Consider the following 20,367-nt stretch of genomic DNA (forward strand, 5'->3'; position numbering starts at 1 on the left):
ACGCTACAACGCCTAGGCGGGCCGAAATCAGTAGCCGCGGGGGGTCACCGTGCCCGCGGCGGAGCCGCCGACCAGGACCAAGTCGCTCCCGCGAGACAATGCACTGGTCACGGGCGTGCCCCAGGCCATGGGGAGCGCCGGGAGGGTGGCCGAGAAGAGTTTAAGTACGTGTGAGCGAAATTCGTCCGGCACCTCGTCGTCGAAGTGTTCTTCGGGTCCGGTGTAGAAGTCCGTCGCCTCGATGCGGACGCGGCCGTCGTGCACCGAGACCCGCGCCGAGACGCTCACCTTGACCTTCGGATGCGGGTACCCCGAGGCCGACGGCGGGTACCGGCCCTCGCGGGGCGGGGAGCCCGGCAACGGCACCGTCCCGCTGAGCATGATCCCCTCGGTGCGCTCGAGCAGGCCGTCCCCGGGGCCCCCGCCGCCGATCTTGCCCTCGGGTGCGGGGGTGTTGATGTACAGGTCGACGATGTTCATCAGGCGGCCCAGATTCACCGAGTCGACGCGGGTCTGAGCCTCGAGCCGCTGATACCGGATAGGCGAGTCGGGGCCGATCGTCCAGACGTCGCCGAGGACGGCGTCGGACAGCCGGGCGTCGACGTCCACGGTGCAGGCGCCGCGGTCGGCGCAACCCGGAGCGCTGACACCGCGCGCGCTGACGTGCGCCAGCGGGAAGTCGCCCTCGCCGGCGCGCGGCCAGAACGGGAAGCCCGTCAGCATCACCTCGGGCTCGTAGGTGAGGGTGGGGGAGGCCGAGAGCGCGTGAGCAAGCCGACTCTCCGCGCGCGACGCGGCCACCATGTCCCCCAGAAACGCCACGACCAGCACTGATGCCACGGCTACGACGGTCCAAGCCAGGATTCGGCGGAGGCGGGTTACGCCGGCGATGCGGGAAGATGACGACATTGCCGCTATTCTGTCATCTTGAGTGCAAGGTGCTGCGACCAGCGTTGATCGACAGCCCACATGGAGGCCACCTCGAGTTGAGGAGTGGTAGTGGACCTGTTGCTGTTGACCGTCGAAGATTCCGCAGACGCTGTTCTGCCCTCCCTCTCCCTGCTCCCGCACCGTGTGCGGACGTTGCCCGCGGAGACCTCCTCGCTGACCGAACTCGGTGACGCCGAAGTGATCCTGGTCGACGCGCGCCGTGATCTGGCCGGTGCGCGCGGACTCTGTCGGCTGCTCGGCGGCGGCCGGGCCCGGCTCGGCGCGGTGCTCACCGAGGGCGGTCTGGTCGCGATCACCGCCGACTGGGGCATCGACGACTTCCTGCTCCCCGAAACCGGGCCTGCCGAGCTCGACGCGCGACTGCGCCTGCTGGTGGCCCGGGGCGCGGCCGGCGGCGACGAGCCCGACGACCGCGTCACTCTCGGTGAACTCGTGATCGACGAGGCGACGTACACCGCGCGCCTGCGCGGCAAGCCGATCGATCTCACGTACAAGGAGTTCGAGCTCCTGAAGTTCCTGGCGCAGAACGCCGGGCGCGTGTTCACTCGCGCGCAACTGCTGCACGAGGTGTGGGGTTACGACTTCTTCGGCGGCACCCGCACCGTCGACGTCCACGTACGACGACTCCGCGCGAAGCTCGGCAGCGACCACGAAGCGCTCATCGGCACCGTGCGCAACGTCGGGTACAAGGCGGTCCGGCCCGCGCGGTCCCGTGACGCCGACGCCGAGGAGCCCGGCGGCGATGATTCTGATCTCACCGAGTCCGCGGGCTGAACAAGGCCGCGTCCGGCAGATAGTGTCGAACGGGTGACCGCTTCGTCTGCACTCCGAACCGTCCGCGGGCCCCTGTCCGACGCCGATCTCACCGCCGTGCGCGCGCTCGTCGCCCGCGCCGAGGCGCACGACGGCGTCGCACCGCTGTCCGAACAGTTCCGACTGGCGCTGACGGCGCCGGAATCCCTGCATCTTCTCAGTCCACACGGGTACGCCGGCATCGTCGTGCCGCCGGCGGGCGGTGCAGCGGCGGTGGAGGCGACGGTCGATCCCGAACATCGGAGCCGGGGCGAGGGCTCGCGGCTGGTGGCCGCCGCATTGGGCGCCGCGCGCGAGGCAGGGGAAGGCGCACCCGCGCTCTGGGCGCACGGCGACCTGGCGGCCGCCGCAGGCCTGGCCGCGAACCTCGAGCTCGACCGGGTCCGGGAACTGCTGCAGCTCCGTCGGCCGCTGGCGCCGGCCGATCCGGCGGCGATCCCCTTGCCGCCGCTGCCTACTCGCGACGACGTGGTGCTGCGGACCTACCTGGGGCCCGGCGACGACGCCGAGATCCTCCGGGTGAACAACGCCGCCTTCTCCTGGCATCCGGAACAGGGCGGCTGGACGCAGGCTCAGCTGGACGACCGCACGGGCGCGGACTGGTTCGACCCGGCAGGTCTCTTCCTCGCCGTCGACGCGGATTCTCGGCAGCTGCTCGGTTTCCACTGGACCAAGGTGCACCCGGCGAGCGAGACCGGCGGCGACCCGCTGGGCGAGGTGTATGTGGTCGCCGTAGACCCGGGCGCACAGGGCCGGGGGCTGGGCGGCCTGCTGACGCTGGCCGGGCTGCATCATCTCGCCGGCCGCGACCTGCGCGAGGTCCAGCTGTACGTGGAGGGCGACAACGCCGCCGCACTGGCCACCTATCGCCGGCTCGGCTTCGGTCGCCACGCCGTCGACGCCGCCTATCGCTGAGTTCCTTGTGAGAGGTGTCACGGTCCGGTTTGGCTCGTGGCCGGGTGTTGTTCGCATTCGCGTCACCTGACGGTCTATTCGGGCTTACCGGACGTCGATAGCTTCGCCTTGTTGACGAAGCAATCGAAAGGTCTTCTCTCGCATGTCCGCGACTTTCTCCTCCGCCGCCCGCCGCACGACCATCGCGGCCTCCGCAGCGATCACCGCAGGTCTGGTGCTGTCCGCCTGCGGTTCTGATTCCTCCACCACCATCACCGGTGAGGGATCCACCGCCCAGCAGAAGGCGATGACTCACTTCGCCGACGTGCTGACCGAAAACGACGGCGACGTCCTGGACTACACCGGCTCGGGATCGGGGGCCGGCGTCAAGAAGTTCCTGCAGGGCGACGTCGACTTCGCGGGCACCGATTCGCCGCTGAAGGACGACGAGATCACCCAGGCCAAGGAACGCTGCGGCGGCAACGACGCCTGGCACCTGCCGATGGTGATCGGTCCGGTCGCCGTCGCCTACAACATCCCGGGCGTCGAGAAGCTGAACCTGAACGCGACCACGCTCGCGCAGATCTTCGACTCGAAGATCGCCAAGTGGAACGACCCGAAGATCGCCGCACAGAACCCCGGGGTGCGCCTGCCGGACACCGCGATCGTGCCGGTGCACCGCTCCGACAGCTCGGGCACCACCGACAACTTCACCAAGTTCCTCAAGAACGCGGCGCCGCAGGAGTGGCCGTACGAGCCCAGCAAGGAATGGGCTGGTAAGGGCGGCTCGGGTGCGGCCAAGTCGACCGGCGTCGGCGACACGGTCAAGAAGACCGCGGGCTCGATCACGTACGTCGAGTGGGGCTTCGCCACCGAGAACGAGCTCGGCATCGCCGACATCGACTTCGGCGCGGGACCGGTGGCCCTGACCGCCGAGTCGGCCGCCGGTGCGCTGGAGGGTGTGAAGTTCAAGAACCCGGGCAGCAAGGACCTGGTCGTGGACACCGACGCGCTCTATTCGCTGTCCAAGGCCGGCGCTTACCCGCTGCTGCTGACCCCGTACTCGGTGGTCTGCTCGGCCGGTTACTCCGACGATGCGACGGGCCCTGCGATCAAGTCGTCGTTCACCACCATCCTGGAGAAGGGGCAGGCGGGCCTCGGCGAGCTGGGCTTCGTGCCGCTGCCGCAGACCTACGCTGACACGCTCCGCAGCACGATCGACGCGCTGTGACCACTCCCGACACGACGTTAGGACCGCCGGTGAGCACCACCGCTGATACCGCGCGGCCTTCCGAACCCGCTCCGCGGGCGCCGAAGGCACCCGGTCCGTCCGGCGGGCTGAAGACGGTGTCGCGGGTCGGTGACCGGGTGATGCACACCCTGGCCACCGGCTCGGGACTGCTGGTCTCGTCCGCCATCGGCCTGATCGCCGTGTTCCTGTTGATCACGGCGATCCCGTCGCTGATGAAGAACACGGCGAACTTCTTCACCTACACCGGGCCCTGGGTGGTTTCCGGCTCGGAGCTGAAGTTCGGCATCCCGGCGCAGTTCTACGCGACGGTCCTGGTCTCGGTGATCGCCCTGCTGATCGCCATGCCAGTGGCGCTGGGGATCGCGATCTACGTGACCGAGTACGCGCACCCGCGCCTGTCCGGACCGATCTCGTCGGTGGTCGACCTGCTCGCCGCCGTGCCGTCGATCGTCTACGGCCTGTGGGGCATCCTGGTCCTCGGGCCGGCGATGGTCGGCATCAACCAGTGGCTGGTCGACAACCTCGGCTTTCTGCCGTTCTTCCGGGAGCCGCAGAACGCCGCCAACATGTCCACCGGCGGCACGCTCCTCACCGCGGGCATCGTGCTCGCGGTGATGATCCTGCCGGTCATCACCGCGGTGACTCGCGAGGTCTTCTCCCAGACCCCGGTCGCGCAGCGCGAGGCCGCGCTCGCGCTCGGCGCGACGAAGTGGGAAGTGGTCAAGACCGCGGTGCTGCCCTTCGGCTTCTCCGGTTACATCAGCGGCTCCATGCTCGGCCTCGGCCGCGCGCTCGGCGAGACGATGGCCCTGCTGCTCATCATCTCGACGGTGGGCCCGATCAACTTCAACCTGATGGAGAGCGGCCAGACCTTCGCGACAGTCATCGCGAACAACGCCTCCGAGTTCGACAGCCCGGCCAAGACCGGCGCCTACATCTCGGCCGGCCTGGTGCTCTTCGTCCTCACGTTCATCGTGAACGCCGCCGCGCGTGCGGTGATCGCCCGGAAGGGGGCCTGAGATGACCTCAGTGACCACTGAACCCGCCGCACCCAGCGGACTGGATCACCTGACGTCGGCGTCACCGCGCCGCAAGATCGTCGACGGCACCGCCCGGGTGCTGGTCACGGCCGCCGTCGTGCTCGCCGTGCTCCCGCTGGGCTGGCTGGTGTGGACCCTCGTGGCCAACGGCGTCAGCCCGATCCTCAACCCGGAGTGGTGGACGGCCTCGGAGCGTTTCGGCGGTGCCGCCAACGCGATCATCGGCACGCTCATCCAGACCCTGGTGGCGGCCCTCATCTCGGTCCCGCTGGGCGTGCTGGTGGCGATTCTGCTGATCGAGTACGCCGACCAGAACAGCCGGCTGGTGAAGATCACGACGTTCATGGTCGACGTGCTGTCCGGCGTCCCCTCGATCGTCGCGGCGCTGTTCATCTTCGCGGTCTGGCGGACCACACTGGATCTGCCGCGATCGGGCTTCGTCGTCGCTCTCGCACTGGTGCTTCTGATGGTGCCGCTGGTGGTTCGTTCCACCGAGGAGATGCTCAAGATCGTGCCGCACGAGCTGCGCGAGGCGTCGTACGCGCTGGGCGTGCCCAAGTGGAAGACCATCCTGCGCGTGGTGCTGCCGACCGCGATTGGCGGCATCATCACCGGCGTCATGCTGGCGATAGCCCGCGTGATGGGAGAATCGGCGCCCGTGCTGATCCTGGTCGGTGCCACCCGTGCCACCAACTGGAACCCCTTCGAGGGCAACCAGCAGACCCTGCCGCTGATGATGCTGCAGAACTACAACGCCGGTCCCTCCGGGTACGACACCGTCTGGGGCGCCGCGCTCACCCTCGTCATCCTGGTGGCGATCGTCTACGCCGCCGCGCGGATCCTGGCGCGCTTCACCGGCACCAAGACCGCCCGCTAGCTCAGAAAGAACACGATCATGGCCAAGAGCCTCACCCTGAACGATCTCAACGTCTACTACGGCGACTTCCACGCCGTGAAGGACGTGTCGCTGTCCATCGCGCCGAAGACGGTCACCGCCTTCATCGGTCCGTCGGGCTGCGGCAAGTCCACCGTGCTGCGCACCCTCAATCGCATGCACGAGGTGATTCCGGGCGCCTACACCACCGGTCAGGTCCTGCTCGACGACCTCGACCTCTACGGCAAGAACGTCGACCCGGTCGGCGTGCGCACCACGGTCGGCATGGTCTTCCAGCGGCCGAACCCGTTCCCGACGATGTCCATCCGCGACAACGTCGTCGCCGGACTCAAGCTGGCCGGCGTGCGTGACAAGGGCAAGCTCGACGAGGTGGCCGAGACCAGCCTGCGCGGTGCGAACCTCTGGGACGAGGTCAAGGACCGCCTCAACAAGCCCGGTGCCGCGTTGTCCGGCGGCCAGCAGCAGCGTCTGTGCATCGCCCGCGCCATCGCGGTCTCCCCGCAGGTGCTGCTCATGGACGAGCCCTGCTCGGCGCTCGACCCGATCTCGACCCTGGCCATCGAGGACCTGATCAGCGAGCTCAAGACGCAGTACACGATCGTGATCGTCACCCACAACATGCAGCAGGCCGCGCGCGTGAGCGACCAGACCGCGTTCTTCAACCTGTCCGCGACCGGCAAGCCGGGCGAGCTGATCGAGGTGGGCTCGACCGCCGACATCTTCTCCAACCCCACCCGCAAGGAGACTGAAGACTACATCTCGGGCCGCTTCGGCTGACCCGGGCTGCGATACGCGGAGGCCTCGACGGATCACCGTCGGGGCCTTCTGCATCGCTGGGGCCGGCAGCCGCTCGTCCGGTGTCGGCGGTACCTGCGCAGGGCGGCGAACTGAAGGTGCCCGGCACCCTCGTTTCGCTGTGGCACCCTCGGTCGAGGGTGCCAGAACGAGACCACGGTGCCCGGCACCCTTGTTTCGACGACGACGACGCCCGCCGGATCCAGGATCCGGCGGGCGTTCGGGGTCTCGACTCCGCTCGACCGGCGAGTGTGGCTCGACCGGCGATGGTGGCTCGACCGGCGATGGTGGCTCGATCGGCGGGGGGCTCGATCGAGCGGGTGGGTCAGCCCGCTTCCTGGAGCTGCTCGGGGGTCTTGCCGGTGGCCTGGAAGACCACACGGCGGCCGATCGAGACGGCGTGGTCGGCGTAGCGCTCGTAGTACCGGCCGAGGAGGGTCACATCCACGGCGGCTGCCAGGCCGTGCTGCCAATCGCGGTCCATCATGACGGTGAAGAGGTGCCGGTGGAGGTCGTCCATGGCGTCGTCGTCCTCCATCAGGGCGAGCGCATCTTCGTGGTTCTGGCTGGCCAGCACCCGCCGCGCGTTGCCGGCGAGTTCGACGGCGAGGCGGCCCATCTCGACGAAGTAGCCGGCCACTTCTTCGGGCAACACGCGGAAGGGGTGGCGGCGGCGGGCGACCTTGGCGACGTGCAGGGCGAGCGCGCCCATCCGGTCGATCTCGGCGACCAACTGGAAGCCGCCGACGATGCTGCGCAGGTCTCCGGCGACGGGCGCCTGCAGCGCGAGCAGCTCGAAGGCCATCTCCTCGGCCTCGGCGGAGCGTTCGGTGAGCGCGTCGTGATCGGAGATGACCTGCTCGGCCAACTCGAGGTCGGCCTCGAGAAGAGCCTGGGTGGCCCGCTCCATCTCGTGTCCGACGGTTTCACACATCTCGCCGAGCAGCGCATTCAGCGCTGCCATCTGCTCCTGGTAAGCGTCACGCATGAGGACAATCGTACGTCCGCCTCCCGGCCGTGGAGCCGACCTGCGGGTGAAGGAGGCGTGAACAGTCGCTGTTCGGCATCCGGTGGACCGGGCAGCTCGGCGCAGGTCAGGAGCAAGTGGTGTCGGCGGCGTTGGTGACGGCGAGGTCGTTCGGCAGGTCGCTGTTGGTGTCGGCCTTCGGCAGTTGGCCGACGGTGATCGTGCTGCCCGGAGTCGGCGGGCTCGACATGGTCGACACGCCGCCGAAGTCGGAGCCGAGGATGATCTCGACGCCGGCCTTCACGTTCCGGTCCTCCTGGATCTTGGCGCCCGGGATCATTGCGGCCAGGATCGCGGCCGAGTCCTTCTCACCGGCCCCGTACCGAACCACGGTGTCGGTGCGCTTGTCGGAGGCGTCCGCGACACCGGGGACGGTGAACTGGTTGCCGATCAGCGAGTTCATCACCGCGGTGGCCACGCCCGACTCTCCCGAACCGTTGAGCACGCGGACCGTCACGTTCGACGGGTACTGCGCGGTGGCCTCGGTCTGGCCGGGTGTGGCGGTCGCGGCGCGAGGCGCCGGCGCGGAGGCCCGGTCGTCGTTCTTCGGCTTCGCCGCCTCCTTCTTCTCGCCCGGCAGCGGCTTGTCGTCGATGATGGCGTTGAAGATGGCGTCGATGTCCTCGGTGCGTGGGATCTCGTTGTTCGCACCGTCGGTGGTGGTGCCGGACGTGGGGATGGTCAGGAAGGTGACTCGGCCGGCGTCGACGCCCTGCATCGACTCGGCGAGCTGGATCAGCGAGTTGGTGTCGACGTTGTCGACGGTGCTGTACTCGATGAAGGTGTTGACGATCCGGTTCAGTTTCGCCGGGTTCGTCAGGACGTCGCCGGAAAGCGCCGAGCGCAGCAGTGACGACATGAACACCTGCTGGCGCTTGATCCGGCCGTAGTCGCCGTTGCCCTCGACCGAGACGTTCCTGGCGCGCACGTAGTTGAGCGCCCGCTTGCCGGTCAGCTTGCGGTTGCCGCCCCGGTGCACGTAGCCGATCTCGTAGTCGTAGAGCGGCACCGTGGAGCAGACGTTCACGCCGCCGATCTGGTTGACGACCTTTTCGAAGCCCTCGAAGTCCATCGCAATGAACCGGTTGATGTTCAGTCCGCTCATCTGGGTCAACGTCTTGACCAGGCATTTCGGTCCGCCCTCGGCATACACGCCGTTGAGCTTCACGGCGTTCGCGCCGGGCAGTTCGGCCCCGTACTCGCCGGTCTCGTAGTCCCATTCGTGACAGTCGGGGCGGTCGACTTGCAGGTCGCGCGGCCACGACACCGCCACCACCCGGCTGCGGTCGGCGGGGATGTTCACCAGCAGGATGGTGTCGGCGCGGGCCCCCTCGATCAGCGTCGTGTCGCCGCCGCCGAGTTTGGCGTTCTTCCCCGAACGGACGTCGGTGCCGACGATCAGATAGGTCTCATCGCCGTACTGCGCGGCCTTGTCCCGGATGTTGGGATCGTCGGGGTTGATGGCCGCGGTCGTGTTCCAGCTGCCGTTCCAGGCTCGCTGGAGATTCCAGACGTAGCCGGTGCCGACCAGGGTCAGCACGCACGCCAGCGCGACGAGCACCCGCCCCGCATTCTTGGCCGCGGCCTTCTTGACCTGGGTGCTGCCGCGCCGCAGCGGCTTCGAGCGTTCGGCCTTCACCTGGGCGAGGGCCCCGGTCAGGTCGGGTGTCGGTTCCAGCGGGCGCCGACGCCCGCGCAGACGCTCGCCGGCGGAGGTGCCGGTCGTCGCGCGGGTCCGGTCCTCGTCCGCGGCGACGGCTTCCGCGGGACCGTCGGCGGTGACGGACGGGATGGCCTCGGTGTCGGCGTCGTCGGCCGGGCCGGGCGGTGGCGTGAACGCTCCGGGCGCGGGGGGCAGCGGCGTGCCGCCTCGCGGGATGCGCTCGCCCGGGGCCGGGGGAACCGGCGGCAGCGGCGGGCGCGGACCGCGCGCGGGCCGCGGATCGTCGTGCGGACCGATCGGCGGTTCGGATGCAGGCGGTCCGGAAGCAGGCGGACCGGATGGGGGCGTTCCCGCCCCCATCTGCTCCATCAGCTCGCGGACCGTGAGCCGTTCCCGGCCGGGGACCTGTTGATCACGGCGAGCCGGCTCGTGCAGTCCCTCGCGGCGTTCGGTCGTGGGCAGCGGGTCTCCGAAGCGGGTGCGGAAATCGTACGACTGCGACGTCCGTCCGGCGCGCCGGGATCGGCGCGCCGGCCCCGAGGGGCCGTCCGGCTGCGGCGAACCGGGTTCGTCTGCGGTCACTACGTCTACACCTTTACTTGAGAGCTGCGAACATCCTAGTCGCCGGAACTGAGAGGTGCCTCAACGCGAGGCACGGATTCACCCGCCCGAGTGCATGATCTCCGCGCCCTCGGGGACGACGTCCTCCTCGGGGTCGTCGAGCCAGCCGTCGGGCAGGGCGACGGCGGCCGGGGTGCCCTGGCGGCCGCGCGGGCCGTGTCCGTCGTGCGGGAAGGGCACGTCGGCGGGCAGGCCGGCGATGAGATTCCGCAGGTCATCGAGGGTCTTAACCAGAGACAGCTGCGATCGCAGGTCCGATCCTGCGGGGAAGCCCCGCAGATACCAGGCGATGTGCTTGCGGATCTCGCGCATGCCTTTGTCCTCGCCGTGGTGGGCGCTGAGGAGCTCGCCGTGGCGATACATGATCTCGGCCACTTCGCCCAGATTCGGCGCAGGCGGCGCGGGCAGCCCACGCAGCCTCGCCGACAGCTCGGCGAACAACCAGGGCCGCCCGAGGCAGCCGCGGCCGATCACCACGCCGTCGCAGCCGGTCTGTTCCATCATCCTGACAGCGTCGTCGGGCTCGAAGATGTCGCCGTTGCCGAGCACCGGGACCTCGGTCACGTGTTCTTTGAGCCGGGCGATCTGGTCCCACTGCGCGGTCCCCGAATAGCGCTGCGATGCGGTGCGGGCGTGCAGCGCGACGGCCGCCGCCCCTTCGCCGGCGGCGATGCGTCCGGCGTCGAGGTGCGTGTGATGGTCGTCGTCGATCCCGATGCGGAACTTGACGGTCACTGGGATGTCGGTGCCCTCGGTGGCCTTGACTGCCGCCGCGACGATGTTGCGGAACAGGCGGCGCTTGTACGGGATCGCCGAGCCGCCGCCGCGACGGGTGACTTTGGGGACGGGGCAGCCGAAGTTCATGTCGATGTGATCGGCCAGATCCTCGTCGACGATCATCTTCGCGGCCTTGTACGTGTACTCCGGATCAACGGTGTACAGCTGCATCGACCGCGGTGTCTCCGACGGGTCGAAGGTGGTCATGTGCATGGTGACCGGGTGCCGCTCGTAGAGCGCCCGAGCAGTGACCATCTCGCAGACATACAGGCCGGACACGGTGCCGGTGCGAGCCAGTTCCAGATCGCGGCACAGCATCCGGAAGGCGACGTTGGTGACTCCGGCCATCGGGGCCAGGACGACCGGGCTGGCCAGTTCCAGGGACCCGATGCGCAACGGCCCGGCGGCCGCGGCGGGATGCACGCAGCCGGCGCCCTCGGTGATCGAGGGCGCCGGTTCCGGCACCGGGGGCGAAGCGAGCGGGCCGAAGCTGTCCGGGACGTGCGTGTCGAGCGTCAGCGGATTCCGCCTGACTCAGGAAGCCTGCTTGGCGGCCTTGGCGGCTTCGCGGGCCAGCGCGCGGTCGCGCATCTCCTCGAAGCGGGCCGCGTCCTTGTCGAGCTGCTCGAGGAATGCGGCCAGCTCTTCGCGGGTCTTCTCGCCTTCCGCGCTGAAGTCGTTGCGGTCGAAGATGTTCCACTTCTTGAGTACCGGCATGACGACCTCGTCGAGGTGCTGGCGCAGGTCGTAGATGCCGTGCTTGGCCATCAGGACACCGTGGCGGCGGAAGTTCGGCATGCCGGCGCCGGGCATCTGGAAGTTGGTGACGATGTCGGTGACCGCACGCAGGGTCTGGTCCGGCGCCAGGTCGAGACCGGCGCCGCAGATGTTCCGGTAGAACATCATGTGCAGGTTCTCGTCGGCGGCGATGCGCTGCAGCATCTTGTCGGCGATCGGATCGCCGCAGGCCTTGCCGGTGTTGCGGTGGCTGACGCGGGTGGCCAGTTCCTGGAAGGTCACGTAGGCGACCGAGTGCAGGATGCCGAGCTCGTCCGCATACTCCTCGAGCTCGTCGGTGCGCCCGGCCGCGGCGAGCATCGGGTCGTAGCCGTTGGTCATGTGGATCATCCGGGCCTCTTCGAGGGCCACCGGATCGACGCCGCGGGTCACCACGAGGTAGTCGCGCATGACGATGCCGTGACGGTTCTCCTCGGCCGTCCAGCGGCCGACCCAGTGTCCCCATGCGGAGTCCATGGAGAAGTTGTCGGCGATCACCCGGTGGTAGGAGGGCAGGTTGTCCTCGGTCAGCAGGTTGGTGATCATCGCGGCCTTGGCGACCTCGCTCAGCTGCGACTGCTCGGGGTCGTAGTCGTCGCCGCCCAGTTCGGCGTAGTCGCGGCCCTCGTCCCACGGGACGTAATCGTGCGGGTTCCAGTCGCGCGCCACCTTGAGGTGCCGGTTGACCTCTTTCTCGGCGGCAGGCTCCAGCTCCTGGAGAAGCTCGAGTTGCGTGAGTACACGTGCCATCGGTGATTCCTCTGATCGGGGGCTCTCCCGCCGGCGCCGCACGGGGTCAGCAGGGCTTACTGATTCCAGGCTACGTCAACTGCGGGGTGGTCCCAAGTCTCTGCGCCCGGATTCACGACCTAAGTCACGGGTCGTTCGCATAGTGCTTGTCGTCCCGACACCGGCTCGATGTTACGGATGCGTAGGTCGGCGTCGCCTCAGCTCCTGGGCGTCTCAGGCCCGCGGCGCGAAGGCCCGGCCGTACGTGGACATCCAGCGCTGCGCCGGCTCGTCGAGGGTGCCGCAGGCCGTGGCGCGCTCGCACCACGCGTAGGCCATCGCCCCGAACTCCATCGGGTTGTAGACGTCCTCCTCGCGGCTCCACAGCCCGTCGCCCGCGTAGGTGAGGATGGTGATGTTGGTGGCCGTGTGCACGCTGCCGTCGCCCGGGTCCCGCATCGGGTTGTCCACTTCGCAGATCACCCGGCCGGTGGCCTCGTCGCAGACGTGCCAGAGCGCCGGGTATCCGGTCATGTGGCTGCCGGGGAACGCCGCCATGGTCCTGGTGACCCAGGCCCGGATCTGTTCGCGTCCCTCGAACACGCCGTACGCGTGCTCGAGGTACGACGCGTCCGGCGTGAACTGATCGGCCCACCGGTCCCAGTCGCGGCTCACGGCCACCTCGGCGACCGTGCGCTGGAATCCGGCGAAGGCCTCGTCGAGCTCGGCAGAACTGAAACGTGTTCTCATAATGGGTGAGAATAGCCTTCCCGGCTCGCCGGTGCGGTGCGCTCCGGCAGGTCTACAGTTGAGCCGGAAACCCTGCCGGGGAGAGCACGGGCGGGGTGGGAAACATCTTCACGACAGGGAGTGGGCGTGACATGGAGCGGTTGAGCGGACTGGACGCTTCGTTCCTCTATCTGGAGACGTCGTCGCAGGTGATGAACGTTGCGGCGATTCTCCAGGTGGATCCGACGACGATCCCGGGCGGGTACAGCTTCGAGAAGCTGCGGGCCGAGATGGCGCGCCGGGTCAAGGGCATGCCGGTGCTGCGGCGCAAGATCGCCGACTCGCTGACCAATGTCGACCATCCGGTATGGCAAGAGGACGCCGACTTCGACATCGAGCGGCACGTGCACCGGATCGCCATTCCGTCGCCGGGACGGATCGACGAGGTGGCGCAGATGTGCAGCCACCTGGTCGGTCAGGTGCTCGACCGGAAGAAGCCGCTGTGGGACCTGTGGGTGATGGAGGGCATGGAGGGTGGCCGGATCGCGCTGATGCTCCGCATGCATCACGCGTCGGTCGACGGCGCGACCGTCGCCGACATCCTCGGTCAGCTGGCGACGGCGACTCCCGATCCGCCGCCGCTGGACCCCGACCTGGTGGCGATCTCCGCGGGCGCGGCCCCCCGCGCGGAGATGGCGGTCGGCGGCGCGCTGAACTTCTTCATGCAGCGGCCCATCGCCGCGCTCAAGCTGATCCCGAAGACGCTGCCGGTGCCGGTCGAGTGGGTCAAGCGGGTGCGCTCCGGCGACGGCATGCCCGCCCCGTTCCTGGCTCCGCGGACTCGCTTCAACGCCCCGCTCACGCCGCGCCGAGCGATCGCGCTGACGCAGCTGCCGCTGGCCGACGTCAAACGGGTCAAGAACCACTACGGCGTCAAGATGAACGACGTCGTGCTCGCGATGACCGGCGGCGCGCTCCGCGACTACCTCGTGGTGCGCGACGAACTGCCCGAGGGGCCGCTGGTGGGCATGGTTCCGGTGTCGGTGCGCGGTTCCGACGAGACCGACCTGATCGTGACCGGTACCAACAAGGTGACCGGGATGTTCACTCGGCTGCCGACCCCGGTGGAGGACCCGGTGGAGCGGATCCGGGTGGCCGGGATCTACGCGAACCAGGCCAAGGCGCACCACCACGACGTCGAGCCGAACCTGCTGCGGGCGTTCGCCGAGTTCGCGCCCGGCAACACGCTCGGCGCGTTCATGCGGCTCTACGCCGATCGCCGCCTGTCGGTGCTGCATCCGCCGATCTTCAACGCGGTGATCTCCAATGTGGCGGGCCCGGCCTTCGACATGTACTTCCTGGGCGCCAAAGTGGAGGCGGTCTATCCGCTGGCGCCGATCTTCCACGGACTCGGACTCAACATCACTGTCTTCTCCTCCGGGGACAAGCTCAATGTCGGGCTGCTGACCTGCGCCGATCTCACACCGGACATCTGGGACCTGTGCCACGCCTTCGAGGCTCAGCTCGCGGAACTGATCGCTGCGGTCGAGCGCGACGAGTCGGCGGCACAGGTCGGGGAGGCGATGGATGCGGTGATCCGCGAGGCGGTGGAGAACGCCGAGATCGACGAGATCGCGGTGGAACTCCACGGCGACGACGCCGAGTCCTGACTCGCCGCCTCCGGACTCGCCGCACGGTGCACGACGGCGATTGTCGGCGGCTCGTGCGACCATCGACCGCATGATCGTGACGGGAGAGGGCCCGGTGCCGGCCAGCGCTGACGACACCGCACCGCGGCGGAAGGCCCGCGGTGCGTTCTTCACCCCGCCCGAGGTCGCCGATTTCATGACGGCGTGGGCCGTGCGCGACGGCGCCGACCGCGTGCTCGAGCCGTCGGCCGGCGATGCCGAGTTCATGGTCGCCGCTGCGCGGCGTCTGCGTGCCCTGGGGCCTGAGGGGCGCGCGCCGGAGGTGCACGGCGTGGAGATCCACCCACCCAGCGCCGGCGAGGCGGTCCGTCGGGTGCGTGCGGTCGGCGGCGAGCCGGTGCTGACCGTCGGCGACTTCTTCGCCGTCGAGCCGTCGGCCGGGTACGACGCGGTGATCGGGAATCCGCCGTACATCCGGTTTCAGGACTTCGCGGGAGAGCCGCGGGCCCGGGCCCGGCGGGCGGCGCTGCGGGCCGGAGTCGCGCTGTCCGGGCTCGCGTCGAGCTGGGCGGCGTTCACCGTGCACGCCATGCAGTTCCTGCGGCCGGGCGGACGCCTGGCGCTGGTGCTGCCCGGGGAGCTGATGTCGGTGAACTACGCCGCACCCGTGCGCAGGCACCTGTTCCAGAGCTTCTCCTCGGTGGAGCTGGTGCTGTTCGACGAGCAGTTGTTCCCCGACGCCGAGACCGAGGTGGTCCTGGTGCTGGCCGACGGCTACGGTGCGGGGCCGGCCGATCACGCCGTGGTCCGGCCGGTCCGGGACGCCGCCGCGCTCGCGGACTCGGCGAGCGGCCGCCGCTGGAGGCCCGCCGATCCCGCCGGGAAGTGGACCGGCGGTCTGGTGGATCCGTACGCGCTCGAGGCGCTGACCGCGGCCGCGGGCGCCGGAGACTTCGCCGAGCTGTCGCAGTGGGGGGAGACCACCCTCGGGATGGTCACCGGGAACAACCGCTTCTTCACCATGCCGCCCGAACGAGCGGCGGCGCTCGGCTTCGCTGCCCGGGAACTGCTGACGGTGTCACCGCCCGGCAGCGCGCACCTGCGCGGGCTGGAGCTCACCGAGTCCGGGCTCTCCGCGCTGGGCGAGGCGGGCAAGTCGACGCGGCTGTTCGCGCCGGGCGCTCGTCCGTCGGCCGCGGCCAAGCGATACATCGATACCGGCGAGGCATTGGGCGTGGACACCGCGTACAAATGCCGGGTGCGCAGCCCGTGGTATCGGGTACCGCTGCTCGATCCGGCTGATTTACTGCTGACCTGCATGAACGCCGACACTCCGCGGCTGACGACCAACGCCGCCGGTGCGCGGCACCTCAACTCGGTACACGGGGTGTACCTGCGCGAGGAGGTCCGCGACCTCGGGCGGCGGCTGCTGCCGCTGGCGAGCCTGAACTCGGTCACGCTGCTGCACGCGGAGCTGGTGGGCCGCTCGTACGGCGGCGGGATCCTGAAGATGGAGCCGCGTGAAGCCGACGGATGGTTGCAGCCGGCGCCCGCCACGATCGAGGCGCGGGCGGATGCGCTCACGGCGGTGCGGTCCCGGGTGGCGGCGACGCTGGCGGCGCGCGATCTGGCCGGCGCGGTGGCGCTGGTGGACGAGGTGCTCTTCGGAGGTGGGCGTGCGGGCGAGTCGGCGCCACTCGACGTGTCCGGGTTGGCCGCGGTACGGCGAGCCCGCGCCGAGCTGGCCACCCGGCGCGCGGAGCGAGGCCGACGACGTGCCTGAACCGACGATGAAAGATCACGCGTGGGCCGGGTTCGATCGGATCGTCGCCGAGGCGGCTCCCGATGGCGAGCACACCAATCCGTGGCGCCGGACCGCTGAGGGAGCACTCGACTACCGGCCCGACTATCCGACGCTGTGCAGCCTGCTCGGGGTGCCGCTCGCGCTCGGTGCCAAGACCCAGTCCGGGGTACCCGCTCTCGCGATCGACGTGTGGCTCAGTTACGAATTGCGCCGCGCCGGTTTCGACTCCGATGCGACCTGGCCGCGGGCGACGATGCCACGCGTGCTGCCGGCCGCGGTCGCCAATCTCCTCGCCGCCCTGCCGCAGAAGGAGCGTTCCCTGGTGGAGGCGCGGTTGCGGCGCAAGTCGGTCCCCGGCGTCACCGCCTCCAGCGCCAACATCCTCGGCAAGAACTACACCAAGCAGGTGGACGTGGTGATGTCGGACTGGGCGACCGGTCCAGAACTGCTGATCTCGACCAAGCGCATGGACTCGTCGTACGGGAAGAACGCGGCCAATCGCGTCGAGGAGTCGTACGGCGACGCCAAGAACCTCCGGCTGCGGCATCCGCTCGCGGCGCTCGGCTTCGTGTTCGGCCTGCGCTCGGACATCCTCGTGAAAGAGCCGGACACCGCGGACTGGCTGATCGACCTGCTGGGCAAGCTCGGCCGCGAGGACGACGCCTACCACGCCACCTGTCTGCTGATGCTCGACTACGACGACGGTCTGATCACCGGTCCGGACGGCCTCGACGAGGATGCGGATCCGTTCATCCAGGCGGGGCCGGCAGACGAGGAATCGTCCGGAGAGGCCGAGGACGACGACGCCATGGCGGAGCCGACGATCCCCGGGATCTGGGAGCAGGTCGCGGGTCCCGCCGACGCCGCACCGGGTGCCCCGGCGTCGTCGACGACGCTTCCGACGGCGACGCTGCCGACCGTGACGCTCCGGCACGACGCAGTGCCTCCGGAACTCGATCCGGCCCGCTTCCTCAAGTCGATGGTCGAGCGGATCCTGGACACCACCCCGGTCAATCGGCACGTCCACGCACGACGACGACGTCGGGACGCGCCGGTCTGACAGCGGTCGAGGTGTGCCGGTTGAGCCCGGCGAACGAAGTGAGTCGAAACCACTCGCCTGGGTGTGGGTGTGGGTGTGGTTTCGACTCGCTTCGCTCGCTCAACCGTCGATAGAGTGTCGTTCGCTCAACCGTCGAGAAGGGTGCTCGCTCAACCGTCGATAGAGTGTCGTTCGCTCAACCGTCGATAGAGTGTCGTTCGCTCAACCGTCGATAGAGTGTCGTTCGCGCGACTGTCGAGAAGGGGCTCGCTCGACCGTCGATGGAGCTGAGTCAGTCCAGGGCGTCGAGCCAGGCGGTCGACGGGGCGTCCGACGGGGCGCGCCAGTCGCCGCGCGGGGAGAGCGAGCCGCCCGACCCGATCTTGGGGCCGTTGGGCATCGCGGTGCGCTTGAACTGGTTCGCCATGAAGCGCGTGAGGAACACCTCCAGCCACCCTCGGATGGTGGCGGGGTCGTAGGCGTGGCGCTCGTCGTCGGACATCATCGACGGCCAGACGCCGGTGTTCTTGTCCGTCCAGGCCTGCTCGGCGAGGTAGGCGATCTTGCTCGGGCGGTAGCCGAAGCGGGTGAGGTAGTAGAGGAAGAAGTCATGGAGCTCGTACGGGCCGACGGCGTCCTCGGTGGACTGCACCTGGCCGTCCTCGCTTGCGGGTACCAGTTCGGGAGAGATCACGTCGTCGAGGATCTCGCGGAGAGCTCCGGTGGTGTCTTCGCGGTACGAGCCCGCGGTGATCATCCAGCGGATCTGGTGCTGGATCAGCGACTTCGGCACCGAGCCGTTCACGTTGTAGTGGGACATCTGGTCGCCGACGCCGTAGGTGCACCAGCCGAGAGCCAGTTCGGAGAGGTCGCCGGTGCCCAGCACGATCCCGCCGAGCTGATTGGCCAGCCGGAACAGATGTGAGGTGCGCTCGCCGGCCTGGACGTTCTCGAAGGTCACGTCGTACACCGGTTCGCCGTCGGCGAACCGATGCCCGAGGTCGGCCAGCATCTGCAGGCACGACGGCCGGATGTCGAGCTCGTTGCCGCTGACGCCGAGCGAGTCCATCAGCACGTGGCTGCGCGCGAGCGTCGCATCTCCGGTGGCGAAGCCCGGCATGGTGTAGGCGTGGATGCCCGAGCGCGGCAGGCCCATCCGGTCGAAGGTCTCCACCGCGACCAGGAGCGCCAGTGTGGAGTCCAGGCCGCCGGACACCCCGATGACGATGCGTTCCAGGCCGATGGCGCGCAGGCGCTGCGCCAGTCCCTGCACCTGGATGTGCATCACCTCGCGGCAGCGTCGTTCGCGGACGGCGTCGTCGGACGGAACGAAGGGGAAGCGGGGCACCGTGCGGCGCAGGCCGCCGGTCGGCTGATCGAGGTCGCCGAGGGTGAAGCCGATACGGCGGAAGCCGCGCGCCTGCTCGGCGTAGTCGCCGACCTGGTCGCGCAGGCTGATCATGCGGGCGCGTTCGGTGCGCAACCGGTCCAGGTCGACGTCGGCGGTGATCAGCTGCGGCCGCATGGCGAAGGCCTCGCTGCGCTGCAGCAACGTGCCGTTCTCGGCGATCAGCGCATCGCCGTCCCACGCCAGATCGGTGGTCGATTCGCCGAAACCGGAGGCGACGTACACCTGCGCGGCCACGCAGCGCGCCGAGTGGCCGGTGACGAGGGCCTCGCGGTAGCTCTCCTTGCCGATGGTCACCGGGCTGCCCGACAGGTTCACCAGGACCGTCGCCCCGGCGAGCGAGGCCACGGTGCTCGGCGGGATCGGCACCCAACCGTCCTCGCAGATCTCCGCGTGGACGCGGAAGCCCGGAAGATCGGCCGCCTCGAAGATCAAGTCGGCGCCGAACGGCACCTCCCGTCCGCCGAGGACGACGGTGTCGACCACGGCGTCCCGCGCGGCCGCGAAGTACCGCTGCTCGTAGAACTCGCGGTAATTCGGTAGATAGCTCTTCGGCGTCACACCCAGGATCTGCCCGTCCTGGATCAGCACGGCGCAGTTGAACAGGCCGTCGTCGACGCGCAGCGGCGCACCGATCGCGACCAGCGGGCGCAGGCCCGCGGTGGCTTCGGCCACGTCGCCGACGGCCTCCATCACCGCGTCGAGCAGAGCGTCCTGCTGCACCAGATCATCGACGCTGTACCCGCACATGCCGAGTTCGGGGAAGGCGACGAGCGCTGCGCCGTCGTCCGCCGCCTGCCGGATCAGCTCGACGGTGCGCTGGGCGTTGACGCGGGGATCGGCGAGCGCGAGCAACGGCACGGCGGCGGAGATCCGGGCGAATCCGTGAGAGTAGACCGACACGGCTCTACGGTAGCCGCACCTGGCATCATGGGGCGCATGATCCTACGGCCGTCCGCTCGTCCCCTGTTCCTGTTCCGCTCGTCGGCGGTGGCGCTGACCGCGGCGCTGCTGATGGCTGCGGCGCTGGTGTTCGCCGGGACCGCGGCGGCGCACTCGGCACCGACCGGATCCAGCCCGGAGAACGGGCAGACCGTCGACCGTTCGCCCGGTGTGGTGTCGGTGAGTTTCAACGAGAACCTCCGGCCGGAGTTCGCCTATCTCACGGTGGTCGGACCGGATCGGCACTTCTATCAGCAGGGCGACCCGACGGTCGAGGGCAACACGGTGTCGGTGCCGGTCAACGCGCTCGGCCCGGCCGGCGACTACGAGATCAATTTCCGGGTGACCTCGGCGGACGGGCATCCGGTGCAGGGACAGCGGATCTTCACGTTGTCGGTGGCCGGTGACGGCGAGCCGGGGCCGCTCGCCGGACCGGAGGAGAGCACGGCGAGCGACGACGGGTTTCCGGCGTGGGCCGTCGTGCTGATCGTGGTGGCGGTGCTGCTCGTGCTCACCGGTGCCGTGATCGTGCTGCTCCGTCGCCGCAGCGCCTGAGCCGGTC

The 20,367-nt window shown here is 69.2% G+C and carries 17 protein-coding genes; 10 read left to right on the forward strand and 7 right to left on the reverse strand.

The window, feature by feature from the left end; genetic code table 11:
• Positions 1 to 27: 27 nt before the first annotated feature.
• Positions 28 to 840: an LmeA family phospholipid-binding protein gene (locus tag C6V83_RS04525; RefSeq protein ID WP_234353857.1), complete on the reverse strand. Its 813-nt coding sequence runs from the start codon at positions 838 to 840 to the stop codon at positions 28 to 30.
• 159 nt (positions 841 to 999) lie between these two features.
• Here C6V83_RS04525 and C6V83_RS04530 point away from each other — a divergent pair, with 159 nt between their 5' ends.
• From C6V83_RS04530 to pstB, 6 genes are all read left to right on the forward strand, one after another.
• Positions 1,000 to 1,725: a winged helix-turn-helix domain-containing protein gene (locus C6V83_RS04530; RefSeq protein WP_105941393.1), complete on the forward strand. Its 726-nt coding sequence runs from the start codon at positions 1,000 to 1,002 to the stop codon at positions 1,723 to 1,725.
• 33 nt (positions 1,726 to 1,758) lie between these two features.
• Positions 1,759 to 2,679, forward strand: a complete 921-nt coding sequence (gene mshD, locus C6V83_RS04535; protein WP_105941394.1) for a mycothiol synthase — start codon at positions 1,759 to 1,761, stop codon at positions 2,677 to 2,679.
• 142 nt (positions 2,680 to 2,821) lie between these two features.
• The gene (pstS, locus tag C6V83_RS04540) at positions 2,822 to 3,889 is read left to right on the forward strand and encodes a phosphate ABC transporter substrate-binding protein PstS (RefSeq protein WP_105941395.1); all 1,068 of its coding nucleotides are present in this window, start codon (positions 2,822 to 2,824) and stop codon (positions 3,887 to 3,889) included.
• A 29-nt stretch (positions 3,890 to 3,918) separates the two neighbouring features.
• Positions 3,919 to 4,929, forward strand: a complete 1,011-nt coding sequence (pstC, locus tag C6V83_RS04545) for a phosphate ABC transporter permease subunit PstC (RefSeq protein ID WP_234353858.1) — start codon at positions 3,919 to 3,921, stop codon at positions 4,927 to 4,929.
• A gap of 1 nt (position 4,930) precedes the next feature.
• Positions 4,931 to 5,827: a phosphate ABC transporter permease PstA gene (pstA, locus tag C6V83_RS04550; RefSeq protein ID WP_105941396.1), complete on the forward strand. Its 897-nt coding sequence runs from the start codon at positions 4,931 to 4,933 to the stop codon at positions 5,825 to 5,827.
• Between the two features lie 18 nt (positions 5,828 to 5,845).
• Complete coding sequence (gene pstB / locus C6V83_RS04555) at positions 5,846 to 6,622, forward strand: phosphate ABC transporter ATP-binding protein PstB (RefSeq protein ID WP_105941397.1); 777 nt, start codon at positions 5,846 to 5,848, stop codon at positions 6,620 to 6,622.
• Between the two features lie 343 nt (positions 6,623 to 6,965).
• On the opposite strand, the gene phoU is transcribed toward pstB, so the two are convergent.
• The 5 genes from phoU to C6V83_RS04580 form a co-directional block, all read right to left on the reverse strand.
• On the reverse strand, positions 6,966 to 7,628 hold the full coding sequence (phoU, locus tag C6V83_RS04560; RefSeq protein ID WP_105941398.1) for a phosphate signaling complex protein PhoU: 663 nt from the start codon (positions 7,626 to 7,628) through the stop codon (positions 6,966 to 6,968).
• Between the two features lie 106 nt (positions 7,629 to 7,734).
• Positions 7,735 to 9,912 carry an LCP family protein gene (locus tag C6V83_RS04565; RefSeq protein ID WP_105941399.1) on the reverse strand — a complete coding sequence of 726 codons (2,178 nt, stop codon included), beginning with the start codon at positions 9,910 to 9,912 and terminating at the stop codon, positions 7,735 to 7,737.
• A 78-nt stretch (positions 9,913 to 9,990) separates the two neighbouring features.
• Positions 9,991 to 11,151, reverse strand: coding sequence for a tRNA dihydrouridine synthase DusB (dusB, locus tag C6V83_RS04570; RefSeq protein ID WP_267893983.1), 1,161 nt, complete (start codon positions 11,149 to 11,151; stop codon positions 9,991 to 9,993).
• Between the two features lie 111 nt (positions 11,152 to 11,262).
• Positions 11,263 to 12,255, reverse strand: coding sequence for an acyl-ACP desaturase (locus tag C6V83_RS04575; RefSeq protein ID WP_105941401.1), 993 nt, complete (start codon positions 12,253 to 12,255; stop codon positions 11,263 to 11,265).
• 213 nt (positions 12,256 to 12,468) lie between these two features.
• Positions 12,469 to 12,984, reverse strand: coding sequence for a nuclear transport factor 2 family protein (locus C6V83_RS04580; protein ID WP_105941402.1), 516 nt, complete (start codon positions 12,982 to 12,984; stop codon positions 12,469 to 12,471).
• A 131-nt stretch (positions 12,985 to 13,115) separates the two neighbouring features.
• Here C6V83_RS04580 and C6V83_RS04585 point away from each other — a divergent pair, with 131 nt between their 5' ends.
• From C6V83_RS04585 to C6V83_RS04595, 3 genes are all read left to right on the forward strand, one after another.
• A complete protein-coding gene (locus C6V83_RS04585; RefSeq protein WP_105941403.1) occupies positions 13,116 to 14,633 on the forward strand; it encodes a WS/DGAT/MGAT family O-acyltransferase in 1,518 nt (505 codons plus the stop codon).
• 70 nt (positions 14,634 to 14,703) lie between these two features.
• The gene (locus C6V83_RS04590) at positions 14,704 to 16,395 is read left to right on the forward strand and encodes an Eco57I restriction-modification methylase domain-containing protein (RefSeq protein WP_105941404.1); all 1,692 of its coding nucleotides are present in this window, start codon (positions 14,704 to 14,706) and stop codon (positions 16,393 to 16,395) included.
• Positions 16,388 to 17,476: a hypothetical protein gene (locus tag C6V83_RS04595; RefSeq protein WP_105943716.1), complete on the forward strand. Its 1,089-nt coding sequence runs from the start codon at positions 16,388 to 16,390 to the stop codon at positions 17,474 to 17,476. The genes C6V83_RS04590 and C6V83_RS04595 overlap by 8 nt, the downstream gene beginning before the upstream one ends.
• Positions 17,477 to 17,747: 271 nt before the next feature.
• On the opposite strand, the gene C6V83_RS04600 is transcribed toward C6V83_RS04595, so the two are convergent.
• Positions 17,748 to 19,766 (reverse strand): NAD(+) synthase, encoded by a 2,019-nt coding sequence (locus tag C6V83_RS04600; RefSeq protein ID WP_105941405.1) that lies wholly within the window; start codon positions 19,764 to 19,766, stop codon positions 17,748 to 17,750.
• Between the two features lie 36 nt (positions 19,767 to 19,802).
• Between C6V83_RS04600 and C6V83_RS04605 the strand changes: the two genes are divergently transcribed.
• Positions 19,803 to 20,360, forward strand: a complete 558-nt coding sequence (locus C6V83_RS04605; RefSeq protein ID WP_199832587.1) for a copper resistance CopC family protein — start codon at positions 19,803 to 19,805, stop codon at positions 20,358 to 20,360.
• The last annotated feature ends 7 nt before the right edge of the window (positions 20,361 to 20,367 follow it).

The organism is Gordonia iterans, assembly GCF_002993285.1.
Lineage (GTDB): Bacteria > Actinomycetota > Actinomycetes > Mycobacteriales > Mycobacteriaceae > Gordonia > Gordonia iterans.

Bases quoted from the DNA above. Each gene is read 5' to 3' on its own strand.
- pstS (WP_105941395.1), top strand. From the start codon at position 2,822: ATGTCCGCGACTTTCTCCTCCGCCGCCCGCCGCACGACCATCGCGGCC.
- pstA (WP_105941396.1), top strand. From the start codon at position 4,931: ATGACCTCAGTGACCACTGAACCCGCCGCACCCAGCGGACTGGATCAC.
- pstB (WP_105941397.1), top strand. From the start codon at position 5,846: ATGGCCAAGAGCCTCACCCTGAACGATCTCAACGTCTACTACGGCGAC.
- phoU (WP_105941398.1), bottom strand. From the start codon at position 7,628: ATGCGTGACGCTTACCAGGAGCAGATGGCAGCGCTGAATGCGCTGCTC.
- C6V83_RS04575 (WP_105941401.1), bottom strand. From the start codon at position 12,255: ATGGCACGTGTACTCACGCAACTCGAGCTTCTCCAGGAGCTGGAGCCT.
- C6V83_RS04580 (WP_105941402.1), bottom strand. From the start codon at position 12,984: ATGAGAACACGTTTCAGTTCTGCCGAGCTCGACGAGGCCTTCGCCGGA.
- C6V83_RS04585 (WP_105941403.1), top strand. From the start codon at position 13,116: ATGGAGCGGTTGAGCGGACTGGACGCTTCGTTCCTCTATCTGGAGACG.
- C6V83_RS04590 (WP_105941404.1), top strand. From the start codon at position 14,704: ATGATCGTGACGGGAGAGGGCCCGGTGCCGGCCAGCGCTGACGACACC.
- C6V83_RS04605 (WP_199832587.1), top strand. From the start codon at position 19,803: ATGATCCTACGGCCGTCCGCTCGTCCCCTGTTCCTGTTCCGCTCGTCG.